This window comes from Streptococcus infantis, assembly GCF_047464415.1.
In the GTDB taxonomy this organism is placed as follows: Bacteria; Bacillota; Bacilli; order Lactobacillales; family Streptococcaceae; genus Streptococcus; species Streptococcus infantis_AE.
In genome coordinates this window covers 38,405-53,271 of record NZ_JASHBX010000010.1, presented here as the reverse complement: position 1 = coordinate 53,271, position 14,867 = coordinate 38,405, and the positions used below count along the sequence as shown (strand labels likewise).

Genomic DNA, 14,867 nt, shown 5'->3' with positions numbered 1-14,867 from the left:
AGGTTCGATTTTCTTTTTTTGATAAGAATTTGGTATAATATACGGTATGAAAATCGTATCAGGAATCTACGGAGGGCGTCCATTAAAGACGCTAGACGGGAAAACAACTAGACCGACATCAGATAAGGTCAGGGGCGCTATTTTTAATATGATTGGTCCTTACTTTGAAGGTGGACGTGTGTTAGATCTTTATGCTGGTAGCGGTGGTCTATCCATCGAGGCCGTCTCAAGAGGAATGTCCAGTGCAGTACTGGTTGAGAAGGATCGCCGAGCACAGAATATTGTGGCAGAAAATATTCGGATGACCAAGGAAACCTCTAAATTTCAATTATTGAAAATGGAATCCAGTCGCGCATTGGAGCAAGTGGATGGAGTCTTTGATCTTATTTTCTTGGACCCTCCCTATGCAAAAGAACAAATCGTGTCAGATATTGAAAAAATGGCAGAGAGAAATCTTTTTTCAGAAGATGTCATGGTGGTTTGTGAGACGGATAAATCAGTAGAACTTCCAGAAGAAATTGCTTGTTTGGGTATCTGGAAGGAAAAAATATATGGGATTAGTAAGGTGACGGTTTATGTCAGATAAGATTGGGCTATTTACAGGTTCCTTTGATCCAATGACAAATGGGCATATGGATCTCATTGAGCGTGCAAGTAAGCTCTTTGATCAATTGTATGTAGGAATTTTTTATAATCCACACAAAATGGGATTTTTACCGATAGAGAGCCGAAAGAAAACTGTTAAAAAAGCAGTAGCACATCTCAACAATGTCAAAGTCATAGCTTCTCACGATGAATTAGTCGTTGATGTTGCTAGAAGATTAGGTGCAGAGATCTTAGTGCGTGGTTTACGCAATGCTACGGATCTTCAGTATGAAGCTAGTTTTGATTTTTACAACCATAAATTAGCGGGAGAAATGGAGACAATCTATCTCCACAGTCGCCCAGAGCATGTATACATCAGCTCTTCGGCTGTGAGAGAACTATTGAAATTTGGTCAAGATATCAGCGGGTATGTACCAAATGCTGTCCTAGAGGAGTTAAACAATGAAGAAAAAAACTAGATGGCCCTTATATCTCATTATTGGGCTCATTATCACTTTTATCGCTTTTACGGTGCCCCTGCCTTATTATATCGAGGTGCCAGGAACGTCTGAAGATATTCGAAAGGTCTTACAAGTTAATAACCAACCTGACCAAGAGGAAGGTTCCTATCAATTTGTGACGGTTGGAGTTAAGCACGCTAGACTGGTTGACTTAGTCTATGCTTGGCTAACACCTTTTACGGACATACATAGCGCCAAAGAAATGACTGGTGGTTCGTCAGATGCGGAATTTATGCGAATCAACCAGTTTTATATGGAAACTTCGCAAAACATGGCCAAATATCAAGGCCTAAAGACGGCGGGTAAGGAAATCGAGCTCAAATATCTGGGTGTCTATGTTTTGACTGTAACAGATAACTCGACTTTCAAGGGAGTTCTTAATATTGCTGACACTGTAACCGCTGTGAATGACAAGACTTTTGAGAGCTCCAAGGAGATGGTTGACTACGTTAATTCTCAAACTCTAGGTGATCAGGTTAAGGTTACCTATGAGGAGGATGGAAAAGTCAAGACTGCCGAAGGAAAAATCATTACTCTGGAAAATGGGAAAAATGGTATCGGAATCGGCTTGATTGACCGCACAGAAGTATCTAGTGATGTGCCAATCAAGTTTTCAACTGCAGGCATTGGTGGTCCTAGTGCTGGGATGATGTTTAGTCTATCCATCTATACGCAAATTGCAGATCCCACTCTTCGAAATGGACGCATCATTGCTGGTACAGGAAGTATCGACAGAGATGGGAATGTTGGTGATATTGGTGGAATTGATAAAAAGGTTGTGGCCGCAGCTAAGAAAGGAGCAACTGTATTCTTTGCTCCTAACAATCCAGTAACTGAAGAAGCTAAAAAAGCAAATCCAAATGCCAAGAGTAATTATGACACAGCTCTAGAAGCAGCTCAAATGATTAAAACAGACATGAAAATCGTTCCAGTCAAAACGCTTCAAGATGCGATTGACTATTTAAAAAGCAATCCCTAAACAGTAGGCGAATCCCTAAACTAGCGTAGAAAAAAAGAAGATGGTATAATAGGCAAATGATTCAATTGTTTTTTACCCTTAGTAGTCATATGTTTTTTGTCTACCTAGTCTTTCAGCTCTTGAAAGATTTGGTCAGATGGGATCAAATTTTGAAGGTGACAAAGGATAATGCGAAGAAGGTTCGACTCTTGGTAGTATTGTGTAGTATCGGTTTAGGATATCTGATTAGTTCCTTTTTCCTAAATCTCTACCAACTTTGGCAAGAAGCAGTACGAGGGTTAATATAATTTTTAAGAATTAATAAAGATATTTGGAGAAATAGATCTAATGGATATTGTAATCTTATTGTTAATAACGCTATTACTTTATTTGTTGCCTCAAAACAAGGAGTATCTCAATGTTAAGTCCACATCAGGTCTTAGAGGTTTTTTAGCTTTAGGAATAATATTTCATCATATATCACCATTGGTTAAAACTGGTGAGGAGTTTTCTAATTTTTCGTATATGGGGACCTATATCGTTTCTATATTTTTCTTTTTATCTGCATACGGGTTGTATGTTCAAAATGAAAGCAGAGAAAACTATCTGGATAATTTTTTAGTAAAAAGACTTTCCAAAATTATAGTTCCATTTTTTATTATATCTTTGATTTATATGTTTTATAGATTCGTAAATGGTCAATTAATTGATTTAAATTTCTTTATTAATTTATTTAAACAAGGAAGTACTATTATCTATAATGGTTGGTTTGTAGACATTATAATTTTAATGTATATATTTTTTTATTTATCGTTTAAGCTTTTTCAAAATAAGTTCTTGTCTATTGTTCTCAATACAATATTTATAATCTGTTACATCTGCTTGGCTATAAAGTTAGGTTATAATTTTTGGTGGTATAATAGCACTCTTGCCTTCGCTATTGGCCTAATATGGGCTAAAAATCAAAATAAAATTGATAGAGTTTTAGAAAAATATTACTTTATCGTAATTGTTTTAGTCACTGTGTTACTCTTTGTTTCACATAGATACGATATTTTACTTAAGTATTTACACATAGAAGATAGCTATAGTTATGCACTAGCTGCTAATTTAGATAATATTATTTTTACAATCTATTTTATTATAGTTTTTTTGAAAAAAATAAATTTTTCAAATGTCTATTTAGCTTTAATAGGTCGTATATCGTTTGAATTATATATGATACATGGATTAGTAATTTCTATGTTAGAAAAAATATTTGTATCATCTAGAGTAAACGATGTACTATTCACATTATTTGTGTTGATAATTAGTCTGATTTTGGCGTGGATTGTTAATAAAATAGATAAAAGGATTATTCAAAAAGTAAGTCTAACACAAAATCAATAGTAAAGGAAAATACTCTATGGAAAAAATTGTAGTTCAAGGTGGCGATAATCGTTTGGTTGGAAGTGTTACCATCGAGGGCGCAAAAAATGCAGTTTTGCCACTACTTGCAGCAACTATTTTAGCAAGTGAAGGAAAAACGGTCTTAAAAAATGTTCCTATTTTATCGGATGTTTTTACCATGAATCAGGTGGTTCGTGGATTAAATGCGAAAGTAGACTTTGATCAAGAAGCACATATTGTTGAAGTTGATGCTACTGGAGACATCACCGAAGAAGCACCTTATAAGTATGTCAGCAAGATGCGTGCTTCAATTGTAGTATTGGGGCCAATCTTGGCTCGTGTAGGACATGCTAAAGTTTCGATGCCAGGTGGCTGTACTATCGGTAGTCGCCCTATCGACCTTCACCTAAAGGGACTCGAAGCGATGGGGGCTCAAATTACTCAAACGGCAGGATATATCGAAGCTAAGGCAGAATGCTTGCACGGAGCTCACATTTACATGGACTTCCCAAGTGTAGGTGCTACTCAAAACTTGATGATGGCGGCAACTCTTGCTAACGGTGTGACAGTCATTGAAAATGCTGCGCGTGAACCTGAGATTGTCGACTTGGCTGTTCTCCTAAATAAAATGGGTGCCAAAGTCAAGGGAGCAGGGACAGAAACTGTGACGATTACTGGTGTTGAGCAACTACATGGTGCGACCCACAATGTTGTGCAAGACCGTATCGAAGCAGGGACCTTCATGGTAGCAGCTGCTATGACAGGTGGAGATGTCTTAATTCAAGATGCCATCTGGGAACACAATCGTCCCTTGATTGCTAAATTATTGGAAATGGGTGTTGAAGTCATCGATGAGGACGAAGGAATTCGTATTCGTTCCCAACGTGAAAAATTAAAGGCTGTCCACGTTAAGACACTTCCACATCCAGGATTTCCGACAGACATGCAAGCGCAGTTCACTGCTCTGATGACTGTTGCTCAAGGTGAGTCAACCATGGTAGAGACAGTCTTTGAGAATCGTTTCCAACATTTAGAGGAAATGCGTCGTATGGGCTTGCACTCTGAAATCATCCGTGATACAGCCCGTATCGTTGGAGGACAGCCTCTCCAAGGTGCAGAAGTTCTATCGACAGACTTACGTGCCAGTGCAGCCTTGATTTTGACAGGCTTGGTAGCTGAAGGTGAAACAGTTGTAGGAAAGCTTGTCCATTTAGATAGAGGTTACTACCGTTTTCATGAAAAATTAGCCCAGTTAGGAGCTAAGATTGAACGGGTAAGTGTGGAAGCTGATGAAGATGAATAAACAATCCAAATATGTCTTACGTCGCTTAATCTTAGTAATTGTAGTATTACTACTAGGAGTCTTAGCTCTTGCTATTGGTTTGATGATTGGCTATGGTATTCTAGGAAAAGGTCAAGATCCTTGGGCTATTTTAGCACCAGCAAAATGGCAAGAACTCATCGCAAAATTTACAGGAAAATAGAGAGTGGGACAGAAATCGGTAATTCGTTAGAATTCGATTTCGTCGTCCCACCTCCGCACAGTTGAGTAGGGCTGTAAAAGCTGATGAAATCAGCGTAGTAGAGCCCACTCAACCACTGCGTCTTGCTCGACAATCCAAAGACAATTGAGAGACTAGGACTTTTGTCCCAGCTTTTTTCTAGAAATTGAATGTAATACTCAATGAAAATCAAAGAGCAAACTAGAAAGCTAGCCGCAGGTTGCTCAAAACACCGTTTTGAGGTTGTGGATAGAACTGACGAAGTCAGCTCAAAATACTATTTTGAGATTGCAGATGGAAGCTGACATGGTTTGAATTTGATTTTCGCAGAGTACAAGGAGAAAATATGAATAAAAAAACAAGGCAGGCCCTAATTGGTCTCTTGCTCTTTTTGCTCTTGTCAGCAGGAAGCTACTATATTAAACAAATGCAGTCTTCCAACACTGCACCACAAACACAAGTAAAACAAAAATCACAGTCGTCTGATACTCCAAGTCAAGAACTTGCAGAAAGTGTCCTAACAGATTCGGTTAAAAAACAAATCAAGGGCACGCTAGAATGGAATGGCGCAGGAGCCTTTATCGTCAATAACAACAAAACCAATCTGGATGCTAAGGTTTCAAGCAAACCCTATGCGGATAATAAAACAAAGACTGTAGGAGGAGAGACAGTTCCCACAGTAGCGAATGCAATCATGTCAAAGGCAACAAGACAGTACAAGGACCGTGAAGAAACTGGCAATGGTTCAACATCTTGGACGCCTGCGGGTTGGCATCAGGTTAAGAACCTAAAAGGAAGCTATAATCACGCAGTTGATAGAGGACACTTGTTAGGCTATGCCTTGATAGGTGGCTTAGATGGCTTTGATGCTTCTACCAGCAATCCTAAAAATATTGCCGTACAGACAGCTTGGGCCAACCAAGCGCGTGCAGAAGATTCAACAGGCCAAAACTACTATGAAAGTCTTGTTCGAAAAGCCCTAGATCAAAACAAACGAGTGCGTTACCGTGTGACGTTGCTCTATGCGTCTGAGGAAGACTTGGTGCCGTCCGCATCCCAGATTGAAGCCAAGTCCTCTGATGGAGAATTGGAGTTTAATGTCGTGATTCCAAATGTCCAAAAGGGAATTCAGTTAGATTACCGAACAGGTGAGGTCACAGTCACAAAAGCTAACTAATTGATCAAGAGGTTGAGGGAAAATCCCAACCTCGTTTTTTATTAGTCATGAATTGTAGACACGATTGGTTGTTTTTTGCTCTTCTGATTTTAAAGAGCTTTTTTGAAGATTCACAAGGCTGGAACTAAAGCATCAAGACTTGGGGTTCAGCTCTTTGTTCCACGCCCCTTTATCATAGAAATTGAAAATTAATGTGTAGAAATTGGAAAATATGGTATAATAGTTTCAATTATACTTTTTAGGAGAAGGAAAATGGAAGACCCGAGCAGTCAGGATTTGTTACTGCAATTTGTTTTATTAGTTGTTTTGACCTTTTTAAATGCTTTTTTCTCTGCAACAGAAATGGCCATGGTTTCACTTAGTCGTTCACGTGTTGAGCAAAAAGCTGAGGAGGGAGATAAACGCTATATCCGTTTACTAAAGGTACTTGAAAACCCGAATCACTTTTTATCAACCATTCAAGTTGGTATCACCTTAATTACGATTTTGTCAGGGGCTAAACTAGCAGATTCACTTGGAGAGTTGATCGCCTCTTGGATGGGAAATAGCGAGACTGCTTATGCAGTAGCTAGCTTCTTATCATTAGCTTTCTTGACCTATATTTCTATTGTTTTTGGCGAACTTTATCCTAAGCGAATTGCTCTAAATCTTAAGGATGCTTTGGCCATCCGAACAGTACCGTTTATTATTGGTCTTGGTAAGGTTGTGAGTCCCTTTGTTTGGATGCTATCAGCATCAACTAATCTTTTGAGTCGTTTGACACCGATGACATTTGATGATGCGGACGAAAAAATGACTCGTGATGAGATTGAGTATATGCTTACCAATAGTGAAGAAACCTTAGATGCTGATGAAATCGAAATGTTACAAGGTATTTTCTCGCTAGACGAGCTTATGGCACGTGAAGTCATGGTTCCTCGAACGGATGCCTTCATGGTTGATATTCAAGATGATACTCAAACCATTATCGAAAGCATTTTAAAACAAAACTTTTCTCGTATTCCTGTCTATGATGATGACAAGGATAACGTGATTGGTTTGATTCATACCAAGAGTCTGCTAAAAGCAGGGTTTACCGATGGTTTTGACAATATCGTATTGAGAAAAATTTTGCAGGAACCGCTCTTTGTACCTGAAACTATTTTTGTGGATGATTTGTTAAAAGAGTTGAGAAATACACAAAGACAAATGGCTATTCTTCTCGATGAATATGGGGGAATGGCTGGTTTGGTCACTCTTGAAGACTTGCTCGAAGAGATTGTTGGTGAGATTGATGATGAAACTGACAGAGCTGAAGTCTATGTTCATACAATTGGTGAAGATACCTATATCGTCCAAGGGACAATGAATTTAAATGACTTCAATGACTACTTTGATGTTGAACTTGAAAGTGATGATGTAGATACGATCGCTGGTTACTATTTGACTGGCGTGGGAACTATTCCAACATCAGAAAAACTTAGCTATGAGTTAGAAAGTAGCAATAAGCATATCACCCTAACCAATGATAAGGTCAAAAATGGACGTGTAACCAAGCTTAAGGTTCAAATCCAAGAACTCGAATCAGAAGAAGAAACAGAATAAAACAAAAGCTTTATCAGAGTAGAACTGATAAAGCTTTTCTAGTAGTTAAAAAGAAAAGACTCCTGTGGGAGTCTTCGATAATATAGAGGCGGTAGACGGATTTGAACCGACGATCAAGCTTTTGCAGAGCCGTGCCTTACCACTTGGCTATACCGCCTTAACTTTTATTATTATACCTTTTAAATTAAATCTCGTCAATAGTTTCTTTTCTGAAAATGTAAGTTTTCCTGTTTACAAAAGGTATGCGACAAAATATTCTGAAAATTCGTTTACTTTTGAAAGGGATTATGGTATAATCAACAGTATCTCATTAATTTTAATAGAGGAGTTAATTAAACATGAAAAAAAGTCGGATTCTTGCAGTAGCAGGGGTTGCCCTACTTGCAACAGGCGTTCTCGCAGCTTGTGGTTCTTCAAAAACATCAAATGCTGAAGCACCAAAAGCATATGGTTATGTATACACTGCTGATCCAGAAACATTGGACTACCTTACCTCTGGTAAACAAAGTACAAAAGTTGCCACTTCAAACGGTATCGATGGACTCTTTACAAATGATAAGTATGGTAACCTTACTCCTGCAGTCGCTGAAGATTGGTCAGTATCTCAAGATGGTTTGACATATACGTATAAAATTCGTAAAGGTGTAAAATGGTTTACCTCTGATGGTGAAGAGTATGCAGAAGTAACTGCAAATGACTTTGTTACAGGTTTGAAACACGCAGCCGACAATAAATCAGCCGCTCTTTACCTAGCACAAAATTCTGTTAAAGGATTGGCTGACTACTTGTCAGGAAACAACACAGATTTCTCTGCAGTAGGTGTTAAAGCAGTCGATGATTACACTCTTCAATATACATTGAACCAACCAGAACCATACTGGAACTCTAAATTGTCTTACGGAATTTTCTGGCCTTTGAACGCAGAGTTTGAAAAATCAAAAGGTAAAGACTTTGGTAAGGCGACAGATCCAACATCGTTGCTTTACAATGGTCCTTTCTTGCTTAAAGGATTGACAGCTAAGTCTTCTATCGAGTTTGCAAAGAATGAACAGTATTGGGATAAAGACAATGTTCATATCGATACTGTAACGCTTGCTTATTTTGATGGTTCAGACCAAGAATCAATCGAGCGTAACTTTACAAGTGGAGCCTACAGTTATGCCCGTCTCTACCCTACTAGCTCAAACTATTCTAAAGTAGCAGAAACATATAAAGATAATATCTACTATACTCCACAAGGTTCTGGTGTTGCTGGTTTGGGTGTCAATATTGACCGCCAAAGCTATAAGTATACTTCAAAAACAACTGACGAAGAAAAAACTTCTACTAAGAAAGCCCTTCTTAATAAAGATTTCCGTCAAGCTTTGAACTTTGCATTTGATCGCACTTCATATTCGGCTCAGATTAATGGTAAAGATGGAGCAGCACTTGCTGTTCGTAACCTTTTTGTAAAACCAGACTTCGTTTCTGCAGGTGATAAAACATTTGGCGACTTAGTTACTGAGAAGGTCGTTTCTTATGGTGATGAATGGAAAGATGTAAACTTTGCAGATGCTCAAGATGGACTTTACAATGCAGATAAAGCGAAAGCAGAATTGGCTAAAGCTAAGAAGACTTTAGAAGCAGACGGCGTGAAATTCCCAATTCATTTGGACATTCCGGTTGACCAAGCATCTAAAAACTATATTGCTCGTATCCAATCATTTAAACAATCTGTTGAGACTGCTTTGGGTACAGATAATGTAGTCATCGATATCCAACAAATCACTACAGATGAATTACAAAACGTCACATATTATGCAGCTAGTGCAGCAGCAGAAGATTGGGACCTTTCAGGTGCCGTTGGATGGAACCCAGACTATGAAGATCCGTCAACTTACCTTGATATCCTAAAATCTACTAACAGTGAAACAACTAAGACTTACATGGGCTATGATAATCCATCAAACCCAGCGGTCGCTCAAGTTGGCTTGAAAGACTATGACAAGTTAGTTGATGATGCAGCTAGTGAAACAAGCGATCTTAACAAACGTTATGAGAAATATGCAGCAGCTCAAGCTTGGTTGACAGATAGCTCACTCTTCCTTCCAGCTATGTCTTCTACAGGAGCAGCACCAGTTATTTCTCGTGTAGTGCCATTCTCAGCATCTTACACTCAATCTGGTGATAAAGCCGCAGATGTTTACTTCAAATATCTTCAATTGCAAGCTAACACTGTAACAACCAAAGAGTACAAAGAAGCTCGTGAAAAATGGCTCAAAGAAAAAGCTGAATCAAACGAAAAAGCTCAAAAAGAGTTAGCGAGTCATGTGAAATAAATAATGCTCATCAGAACTTTCTCTCCTAAAGGAGAAGGTTCTTTTGGGATTTTAAAGGAAATAATATGAAAAAATATGTTTTTATGCGTATCTTGCGGTCGTTGGTTTCTATTTTCTTAGTAACGACCTTGATTTACACAATCATCTATACGATGGTTCCACGGAAGTTGATCTTCAAACAAGATACTAACTACAATAAAATTGCAACAACAGCTGATAAACGTGATAACTATGAAAATACCGTTTATGAGCGTATGGGGTATATCGAATATTACGATACGAAAGAGTTGCAGGAAAAAGCTAGTAGCATTGACTCTTCTGTTACAGTAGATGCAAATGATACAAATAAAGCTATCTATGAAAAATATATCCAACAACTTGGTAATGGTTGGACTCTAGGTGAGTTTACAGAGAGCGGTCAATTCTATGCTACTCGTGAAATTCCTATTTTTGAGCGTGTGTTCAAATTCTACGCAAACTTGCTTGATATTGACCATACAAACAAGATCCAAGACCATGAGAATCCTAACTTAGAGCGTTATTTGCGCTTTGAGAATGACCCTGCTATCGGTTGGTCTCTTGTGGGTTCAGGTACTAAACACAAATACCTCTTGTACTTCAATAGTCAGTTCCCATTTGTTCACCAAAACTTTGTCAACTTGAACCTAGGAGATTCTTATCCAACTTATGCAAATACTCCTGTTCTTCAAGTTATTACACAAGGACAAGGACAAACGAAGACTTCTGAAGTTCAATTCCCAACTGGTAAGAAAACATCATCAGTTAACATTTACTCAAGAACTTATAAATCTCCGAGTCAAGCAGATGCTCGTGAAGTAGCGAACTACGGTAAAGATGATCCATATACAGCTACTGAAAGCAACTATCAGTACCCATCTATGATTGCAAGTTCTGCTATCACTGGTTTGATTGGTCTTGCGATTTCATATGCGATTGCGATTCCTCTTGGTTCAGCAATGGCTCGTTTCAAAAACACTTGGATCGATAGTTTCGCAACAGGGACTTTAACGTTCTTGTTGGCTCTTCCAACGATTGCCCTAGTTTATATTATTCGTTTGATTGGTTCTTCAATCGGCTTCCCAGACTCATTCCCAATCTTGGGTGCTGGTGATTGGCGTTCTTATGTCCTTCCTGCAGTGATTCTGGGCTTGCTAGGAGCACCTACTATGGCAATTTGGATTCGCCGTTATATGATTGACTTGCAATCACAAGATTTCGTTCGTTTTGCTCGTGCTAAAGGTTTGTCTGAGAAAGAGATTTCTGATAAGCACATCTTTAAAAATGCTATGGTACCACTTGTTTCTGGTATCCCAGGCTCAATTATTGGTGTTATTGGTGGAGCAACTCTTACTGAAACAGTCTTCGCCTTCCCAGGTATGGGTAAAATGTTGATTGACTCTGTAAAAGCTTCAAACAATAATATGGTAGTTGGTCTTGTCTTTATCTTCACTTGTGTTTCAATCTTCTCAAACCTTATCGGAGATATTTGGATGACTATTATTGACCCACGTATTAAATTGACAGAGAAAGGAGGCAAATAATGTCTACAATTAGTAATGAAAAATTTCAGTTTGTAAAACGTGATGATTATGCCTCTGAAGCAATTGATGCTCCTGCCTATTCATACTGGGGTTCTGTTTTTAGACAGTTTTTGAAGAAAAAATCAACAGTAATCATGCTAGGTATCTTGATTGCGGTTGTTTTGATGAGTTTCATTTACCCAATGTTCTCTGATTTTGACTTCAATGATGTAAGTAAGGTAAATGATTTTAGCGCTCGTTACATTAAGCCAAATGCTGAGCATTGGTTTGGTACAGATAGTAATGGTAAATCTCTCTTTGATGGTGTCTGGTTTGGAGCTCGTAACTCTATCTTGATTTCTGTCATTGCGACCTTTGTCAACCTTTTTATCGGTGTTGTCATTGGTGGAATTTGGGGGATCTCAAAATCAGTTGACCGTATCATGATGGAAGTCTACAACGTTATCAACAATATCCCATCACTTTTGATCGTTATTGTTTTGACTTACTCTATCGGTGCAGGTTTCTGGAATTTGATCTTTGCCATGAGTGTAACCACTTGGATTGGTGTCGCCCATTCAATTCGTATCCAAATGTTACGTTACCGTGATTTAGAGTACAACCTTGCTTCACGTACTTTGGGAACACCAAGCTACAAAATTATTATAAAAAACATTATGCCACAATTGGTATCTGTTATTGTTACGAGTACGTCGCAAATGCTTCCAGCCTTTATCTCATATGAAGCTTTCCTATCATTCTTTGGACTTGGATTGCCGATTACAGTTCCTAGCTTGGGACGTTTGATTTCAGATTATTCTCAAAACGTAACAACCAATGCATACCTCTTCTGGATTCCATTGACAACTTTGGTCTTGGTATCCTTGTCACTGTTCGTTGTTGGTCAAAACCTAGCGGATGCTAGTGATCCACGTACACATAGATAGGAGTAGACATGATAAAAGGAAAAAATGTAATTTTGACTGCTCAAGATATTGTCGTGGAATTTGATGTTCGTGACAAGATTTTGACAGCTATTCGAGGTGTCTCCATCGACCTGATTGAGGGAGAGGTCCTTGCGTTAGTTGGGGAGTCAGGTTCAGGTAAATCAGTTTTGACAAAAACATTCACAGGAATGTTGGAAGAAAATGGTCGTATTGCACAAGGTAGTATTAATTACCGAGGACAAGATTTGACAACCTTATCTTCTCATAAAGAATGGGAAAGTATTCGTGGTGCGAAGATTGCAACTATCTTCCAAGATCCGATGACCAGTCTAGACCCTATCAAGACAATCGGAAGTCAAATCACAGAAGTTATTGTTAAACACCAAGGCAAGACTGCGCAAGAAGCTAAAGAGATGGCTATTGACTATATGAATAAAGTTGGTATTCCAGATTCTGAGAAACGTTTTGACGAGTATCCATTCCAGTATTCTGGTGGGATGCGTCAACGTATCGTTATCGCGATTGCTCTTGCTTGTCGTCCAGACATTCTTATCTGTGATGAGCCTACAACAGCTCTTGACGTGACCATTCAGGCACAGATTATTGATTTGTTGAAGTCACTTCAACACGAATACCACTTTACAACAATCTTTATCACCCACGACCTAGGTGTCGTAGCAAGTATCGCTGATAAAGTAGCGGTTATGTATGCTGGTGAAATCGTTGAGTATGGTACTGTTGAAGAAATCTTCTACGACCCACGTCACCCATATACATGGAGCCTCTTGTCAAGCTTGCCTCAACTTGCGGATGACAAAGGTGAATTGTACTCAATCCCTGGAACACCTCCATCGCTCTATACGGAATTGAAGGGAGATGCTTTTGCTCTACGTTCAGACTATGCGATGAAGATTGATTTCGAAGAAAAAGCTCCACAGTTTGCGGTATCAGATACTCATTGGGCGAAAACATGGTTGCTTCATGAACAGGCTCCAAAAGTTTCAAAACCAGCAGTGATTGAAGACTTACACGATAAAATTCGTGAAAAGATGGGCTTTGCTCATCTTGAGGACTAGGAGGAAGGAAATGTCTGAAAAATTAGTAGAAATTAAAGACTTAGAAATTTCCTTCGGTGAAGGAAGCAAAAAGTTTGTCGCTGTTAAAAATGCGAACTTCTTTATCAACAAAGGAGAAACTTTCTCACTTGTTGGAGAGTCTGGTAGTGGTAAGACAACAATTGGTCGTGCTATTATCGGTCTTAATGATACCAGCAAAGGTGATATCATCTTTGAAGGTCAAAAAATCAATGGTAAAAAATCACGTGAACAAGCTTCGGAATTAATCCGTCGTATCCAAATGATTTTCCAAGACCCTGCTGCAAGTTTGAATGAACGTGCAACGGTTGACTATATCATTTCTGAAGGTCTTTATAACCACCATTTATTTAAAGATGAAGAAGAAAGAAAAGAAAAAGTTCAAAATATCATTCGTGAAGTGGGACTTTTGGCTGAACACTTGACACGTTACCCACATGAGTTTTCAGGTGGACAACGTCAACGTATCGGGATTGCCCGTGCCTTGGTTATGCAACCTGACTTCGTTATTGCAGATGAGCCGATTTCAGCCTTGGACGTTTCAGTACGTGCCCAAGTTTTGAACTTGCTCAAGAAATTCCAAAAGGAATTAGGCTTGACTTATCTCTTTATCGCCCACGATTTGTCAGTAGTTCGTTTCATCTCTGATCGTATCGCGGTAATTTATAAGGGTGTCATTGTTGAAGTGGCTGAGACTGAAGAATTGTTTAACAATCCAGTTCATCCATACACGCAAGCACTTCTATCAGCTGTTCCTATTCCAGACCCAATCTTGGAACGTAAAAAAGTTTTGAAAGTCTATGATCCAGATCAACATGACTATGAAACTGATAAACCTTCTATGGTAGAGATTCGTCCAGGTCACTATGTTTGGGCAAACCAAGCAGAGTTGGAACGCTATAAAAAAGATTTGAAATAAGAAAGAGTTTTGTAATCTTGGTAGAACAATTCTATTAAGATTATGAAACTTTTTTATTTTTGTAAATAAACACTAGTTTAAAGATAGATCAGTATATATCCGAGAACATGCTAAGACTCAATGAAAATCAAAGAGCAAACTAGGAAGCTAGCCGTAGGTTGCTCAAAGCACGGCTTTGAGGTTGCAGATAAAGCTGACGTAGATTGAATTTGATTTTCGAAGAGTATAAGACTAGTCTTCAATGACTCTTGGAGGAGAGAGAAAAGAAGCTGTTATTCTTTGAAAGTTATACAGAATGGAATGGATAAAACTACTTTCAGATAAGCATTTAT

At 38.5% G+C, this 14,867-nt stretch carries 15 protein-coding genes and 1 tRNA gene; 15 read left to right on the top strand and 1 reads right to left on the bottom strand.

Annotated elements, in window-relative coordinates:
• The first annotated feature begins 46 nt into the window (after positions 1–46).
• The 10 genes from rsmD (at position 47) to QM460_RS07025 (ending at position 7,716) form a co-directional block, all read left to right on the top strand.
• Positions 47–586: a 16S rRNA (guanine(966)-N(2))-methyltransferase RsmD gene (gene rsmD / locus QM460_RS07070; protein ID WP_045762698.1), complete on the top strand. Its 540-nt coding sequence runs from the start codon at positions 47–49 to the stop codon at positions 584–586.
• The gene (coaD, locus tag QM460_RS07065; RefSeq protein ID WP_414289647.1) at positions 576–1,064 is read left to right on the top strand and encodes a pantetheine-phosphate adenylyltransferase; all 489 of its coding nucleotides are present in this window, start codon (positions 576–578) and stop codon (positions 1,062–1,064) included. Before rsmD ends, coaD begins: the two co-directional genes overlap by 11 nt.
• Complete coding sequence (locus QM460_RS07060; protein ID WP_414289646.1) at positions 1,048–2,085, top strand: SepM family pheromone-processing serine protease; 1,038 nt, start codon at positions 1,048–1,050, stop codon at positions 2,083–2,085. The genes coaD and QM460_RS07060 overlap by 17 nt, the downstream gene beginning before the upstream one ends.
• Before the next feature lie 56 nt (positions 2,086–2,141).
• A complete protein-coding gene (locus QM460_RS07055; protein ID WP_414289645.1) occupies positions 2,142–2,372 on the top strand; it encodes a DUF1146 family protein in 231 nt (76 codons plus the stop codon).
• Positions 2,373–2,412: 40 nt separating this feature from the next.
• A complete protein-coding gene (locus tag QM460_RS07050; protein ID WP_414289644.1) occupies positions 2,413–3,453 on the top strand; it encodes an acyltransferase family protein in 1,041 nt (346 codons plus the stop codon).
• Between the two features lie 16 nt (positions 3,454–3,469).
• Complete coding sequence (gene murA / locus QM460_RS07045; protein WP_414289643.1) at positions 3,470–4,756, top strand: UDP-N-acetylglucosamine 1-carboxyvinyltransferase; 1,287 nt, start codon at positions 3,470–3,472, stop codon at positions 4,754–4,756.
• Complete coding sequence (locus QM460_RS07040) at positions 4,749–4,937, top strand: DNA-directed RNA polymerase subunit beta (RefSeq protein ID WP_049502949.1); 189 nt, start codon at positions 4,749–4,751, stop codon at positions 4,935–4,937. Before murA ends, QM460_RS07040 begins: the two co-directional genes overlap by 8 nt.
• A gap of 200 nt (positions 4,938–5,137) precedes the next feature.
• The gene (locus QM460_RS07035; RefSeq protein ID WP_414289642.1) at positions 5,138–5,260 is read left to right on the top strand and encodes a hypothetical protein; all 123 of its coding nucleotides are present in this window, start codon (positions 5,138–5,140) and stop codon (positions 5,258–5,260) included.
• A gap of 41 nt (positions 5,261–5,301) precedes the next feature.
• Complete coding sequence (locus QM460_RS07030; RefSeq protein ID WP_414289641.1) at positions 5,302–6,132, top strand: DNA/RNA non-specific endonuclease; 831 nt, start codon at positions 5,302–5,304, stop codon at positions 6,130–6,132.
• A 252-nt stretch (positions 6,133–6,384) separates the two neighbouring features.
• The gene (locus QM460_RS07025; protein WP_414289640.1) at positions 6,385–7,716 is read left to right on the top strand and encodes a hemolysin family protein; all 1,332 of its coding nucleotides are present in this window, start codon (positions 6,385–6,387) and stop codon (positions 7,714–7,716) included.
• A gap of 86 nt (positions 7,717–7,802) precedes the next feature.
• Here QM460_RS07025 and QM460_RS07020 read toward each other — a convergent pair.
• Positions 7,803–7,873: transfer RNA gene (locus QM460_RS07020), tRNA-Cys, on the bottom strand.
• A gap of 181 nt (positions 7,874–8,054) precedes the next feature.
• On the opposite strand from QM460_RS07020, the gene QM460_RS07015 reads away from it, so the two are divergent.
• From QM460_RS07015 to QM460_RS06995, 5 genes are all read left to right on the top strand, one after another.
• Positions 8,055–10,034: a peptide ABC transporter substrate-binding protein gene (locus QM460_RS07015; protein ID WP_414289639.1), complete on the top strand. Its 1,980-nt coding sequence runs from the start codon at positions 8,055–8,057 to the stop codon at positions 10,032–10,034.
• A gap of 65 nt (positions 10,035–10,099) precedes the next feature.
• Positions 10,100–11,596, top strand: coding sequence for an ABC transporter permease (locus QM460_RS07010; protein WP_414289638.1), 1,497 nt, complete (start codon positions 10,100–10,102; stop codon positions 11,594–11,596).
• Positions 11,596–12,522 carry an oligopeptide ABC transporter permease OppC gene (oppC, locus tag QM460_RS07005; RefSeq protein ID WP_414289637.1) on the top strand — a complete coding sequence of 309 codons (927 nt, stop codon included), beginning with the start codon at positions 11,596–11,598 and terminating at the stop codon, positions 12,520–12,522. Before QM460_RS07010 ends, oppC begins: the two co-directional genes overlap by 1 nt.
• 8 nt (positions 12,523–12,530) lie before the next feature.
• Positions 12,531–13,598 (top strand): ABC transporter ATP-binding protein, encoded by a 1,068-nt coding sequence (locus tag QM460_RS07000; RefSeq protein WP_414289636.1) that lies wholly within the window; start codon positions 12,531–12,533, stop codon positions 13,596–13,598.
• A 10-nt stretch (positions 13,599–13,608) separates the two neighbouring features.
• Positions 13,609–14,535, top strand: coding sequence for an ATP-binding cassette domain-containing protein (locus QM460_RS06995; protein ID WP_001291283.1), 927 nt, complete (start codon positions 13,609–13,611; stop codon positions 14,533–14,535).
• Positions 14,536–14,867 lie beyond the last annotated feature (332 nt).

Excerpts from the sequence above, each read along its gene's own strand:
- rsmD (WP_045762698.1), top strand. The coding sequence starts at position 47 with ATGAAAATCGTATCAGGAATCTACGGAGGGCGTCCATTAAAGACGCTA.
- coaD (WP_414289647.1), top strand. The coding sequence starts at position 576 with ATGTCAGATAAGATTGGGCTATTTACAGGTTCCTTTGATCCAATGACA.
- QM460_RS07060 (WP_414289646.1), top strand. The coding sequence starts at position 1,048 with ATGAAGAAAAAAACTAGATGGCCCTTATATCTCATTATTGGGCTCATT.
- QM460_RS07055 (WP_414289645.1), top strand. The coding sequence starts at position 2,142 with ATGATTCAATTGTTTTTTACCCTTAGTAGTCATATGTTTTTTGTCTAC.
- QM460_RS07050 (WP_414289644.1), top strand. The coding sequence starts at position 2,413 with ATGGATATTGTAATCTTATTGTTAATAACGCTATTACTTTATTTGTTG.
- murA (WP_414289643.1), top strand. The coding sequence starts at position 3,470 with ATGGAAAAAATTGTAGTTCAAGGTGGCGATAATCGTTTGGTTGGAAGT.
- QM460_RS07040 (WP_049502949.1), top strand. The coding sequence starts at position 4,749 with ATGAATAAACAATCCAAATATGTCTTACGTCGCTTAATCTTAGTAATT.
- QM460_RS07035 (WP_414289642.1), top strand. The coding sequence starts at position 5,138 with ATGAAAATCAAAGAGCAAACTAGAAAGCTAGCCGCAGGTTGCTCAAAA.
- QM460_RS07030 (WP_414289641.1), top strand. The coding sequence starts at position 5,302 with ATGAATAAAAAAACAAGGCAGGCCCTAATTGGTCTCTTGCTCTTTTTG.
- QM460_RS07025 (WP_414289640.1), top strand. The coding sequence starts at position 6,385 with ATGGAAGACCCGAGCAGTCAGGATTTGTTACTGCAATTTGTTTTATTA.
- QM460_RS07015 (WP_414289639.1), top strand. The coding sequence starts at position 8,055 with ATGAAAAAAAGTCGGATTCTTGCAGTAGCAGGGGTTGCCCTACTTGCA.
- QM460_RS07010 (WP_414289638.1), top strand. The coding sequence starts at position 10,100 with ATGAAAAAATATGTTTTTATGCGTATCTTGCGGTCGTTGGTTTCTATT.
- oppC (WP_414289637.1), top strand. The coding sequence starts at position 11,596 with ATGTCTACAATTAGTAATGAAAAATTTCAGTTTGTAAAACGTGATGAT.
- QM460_RS07000 (WP_414289636.1), top strand. The coding sequence starts at position 12,531 with ATGATAAAAGGAAAAAATGTAATTTTGACTGCTCAAGATATTGTCGTG.
- QM460_RS06995 (WP_001291283.1), top strand. The coding sequence starts at position 13,609 with ATGTCTGAAAAATTAGTAGAAATTAAAGACTTAGAAATTTCCTTCGGT.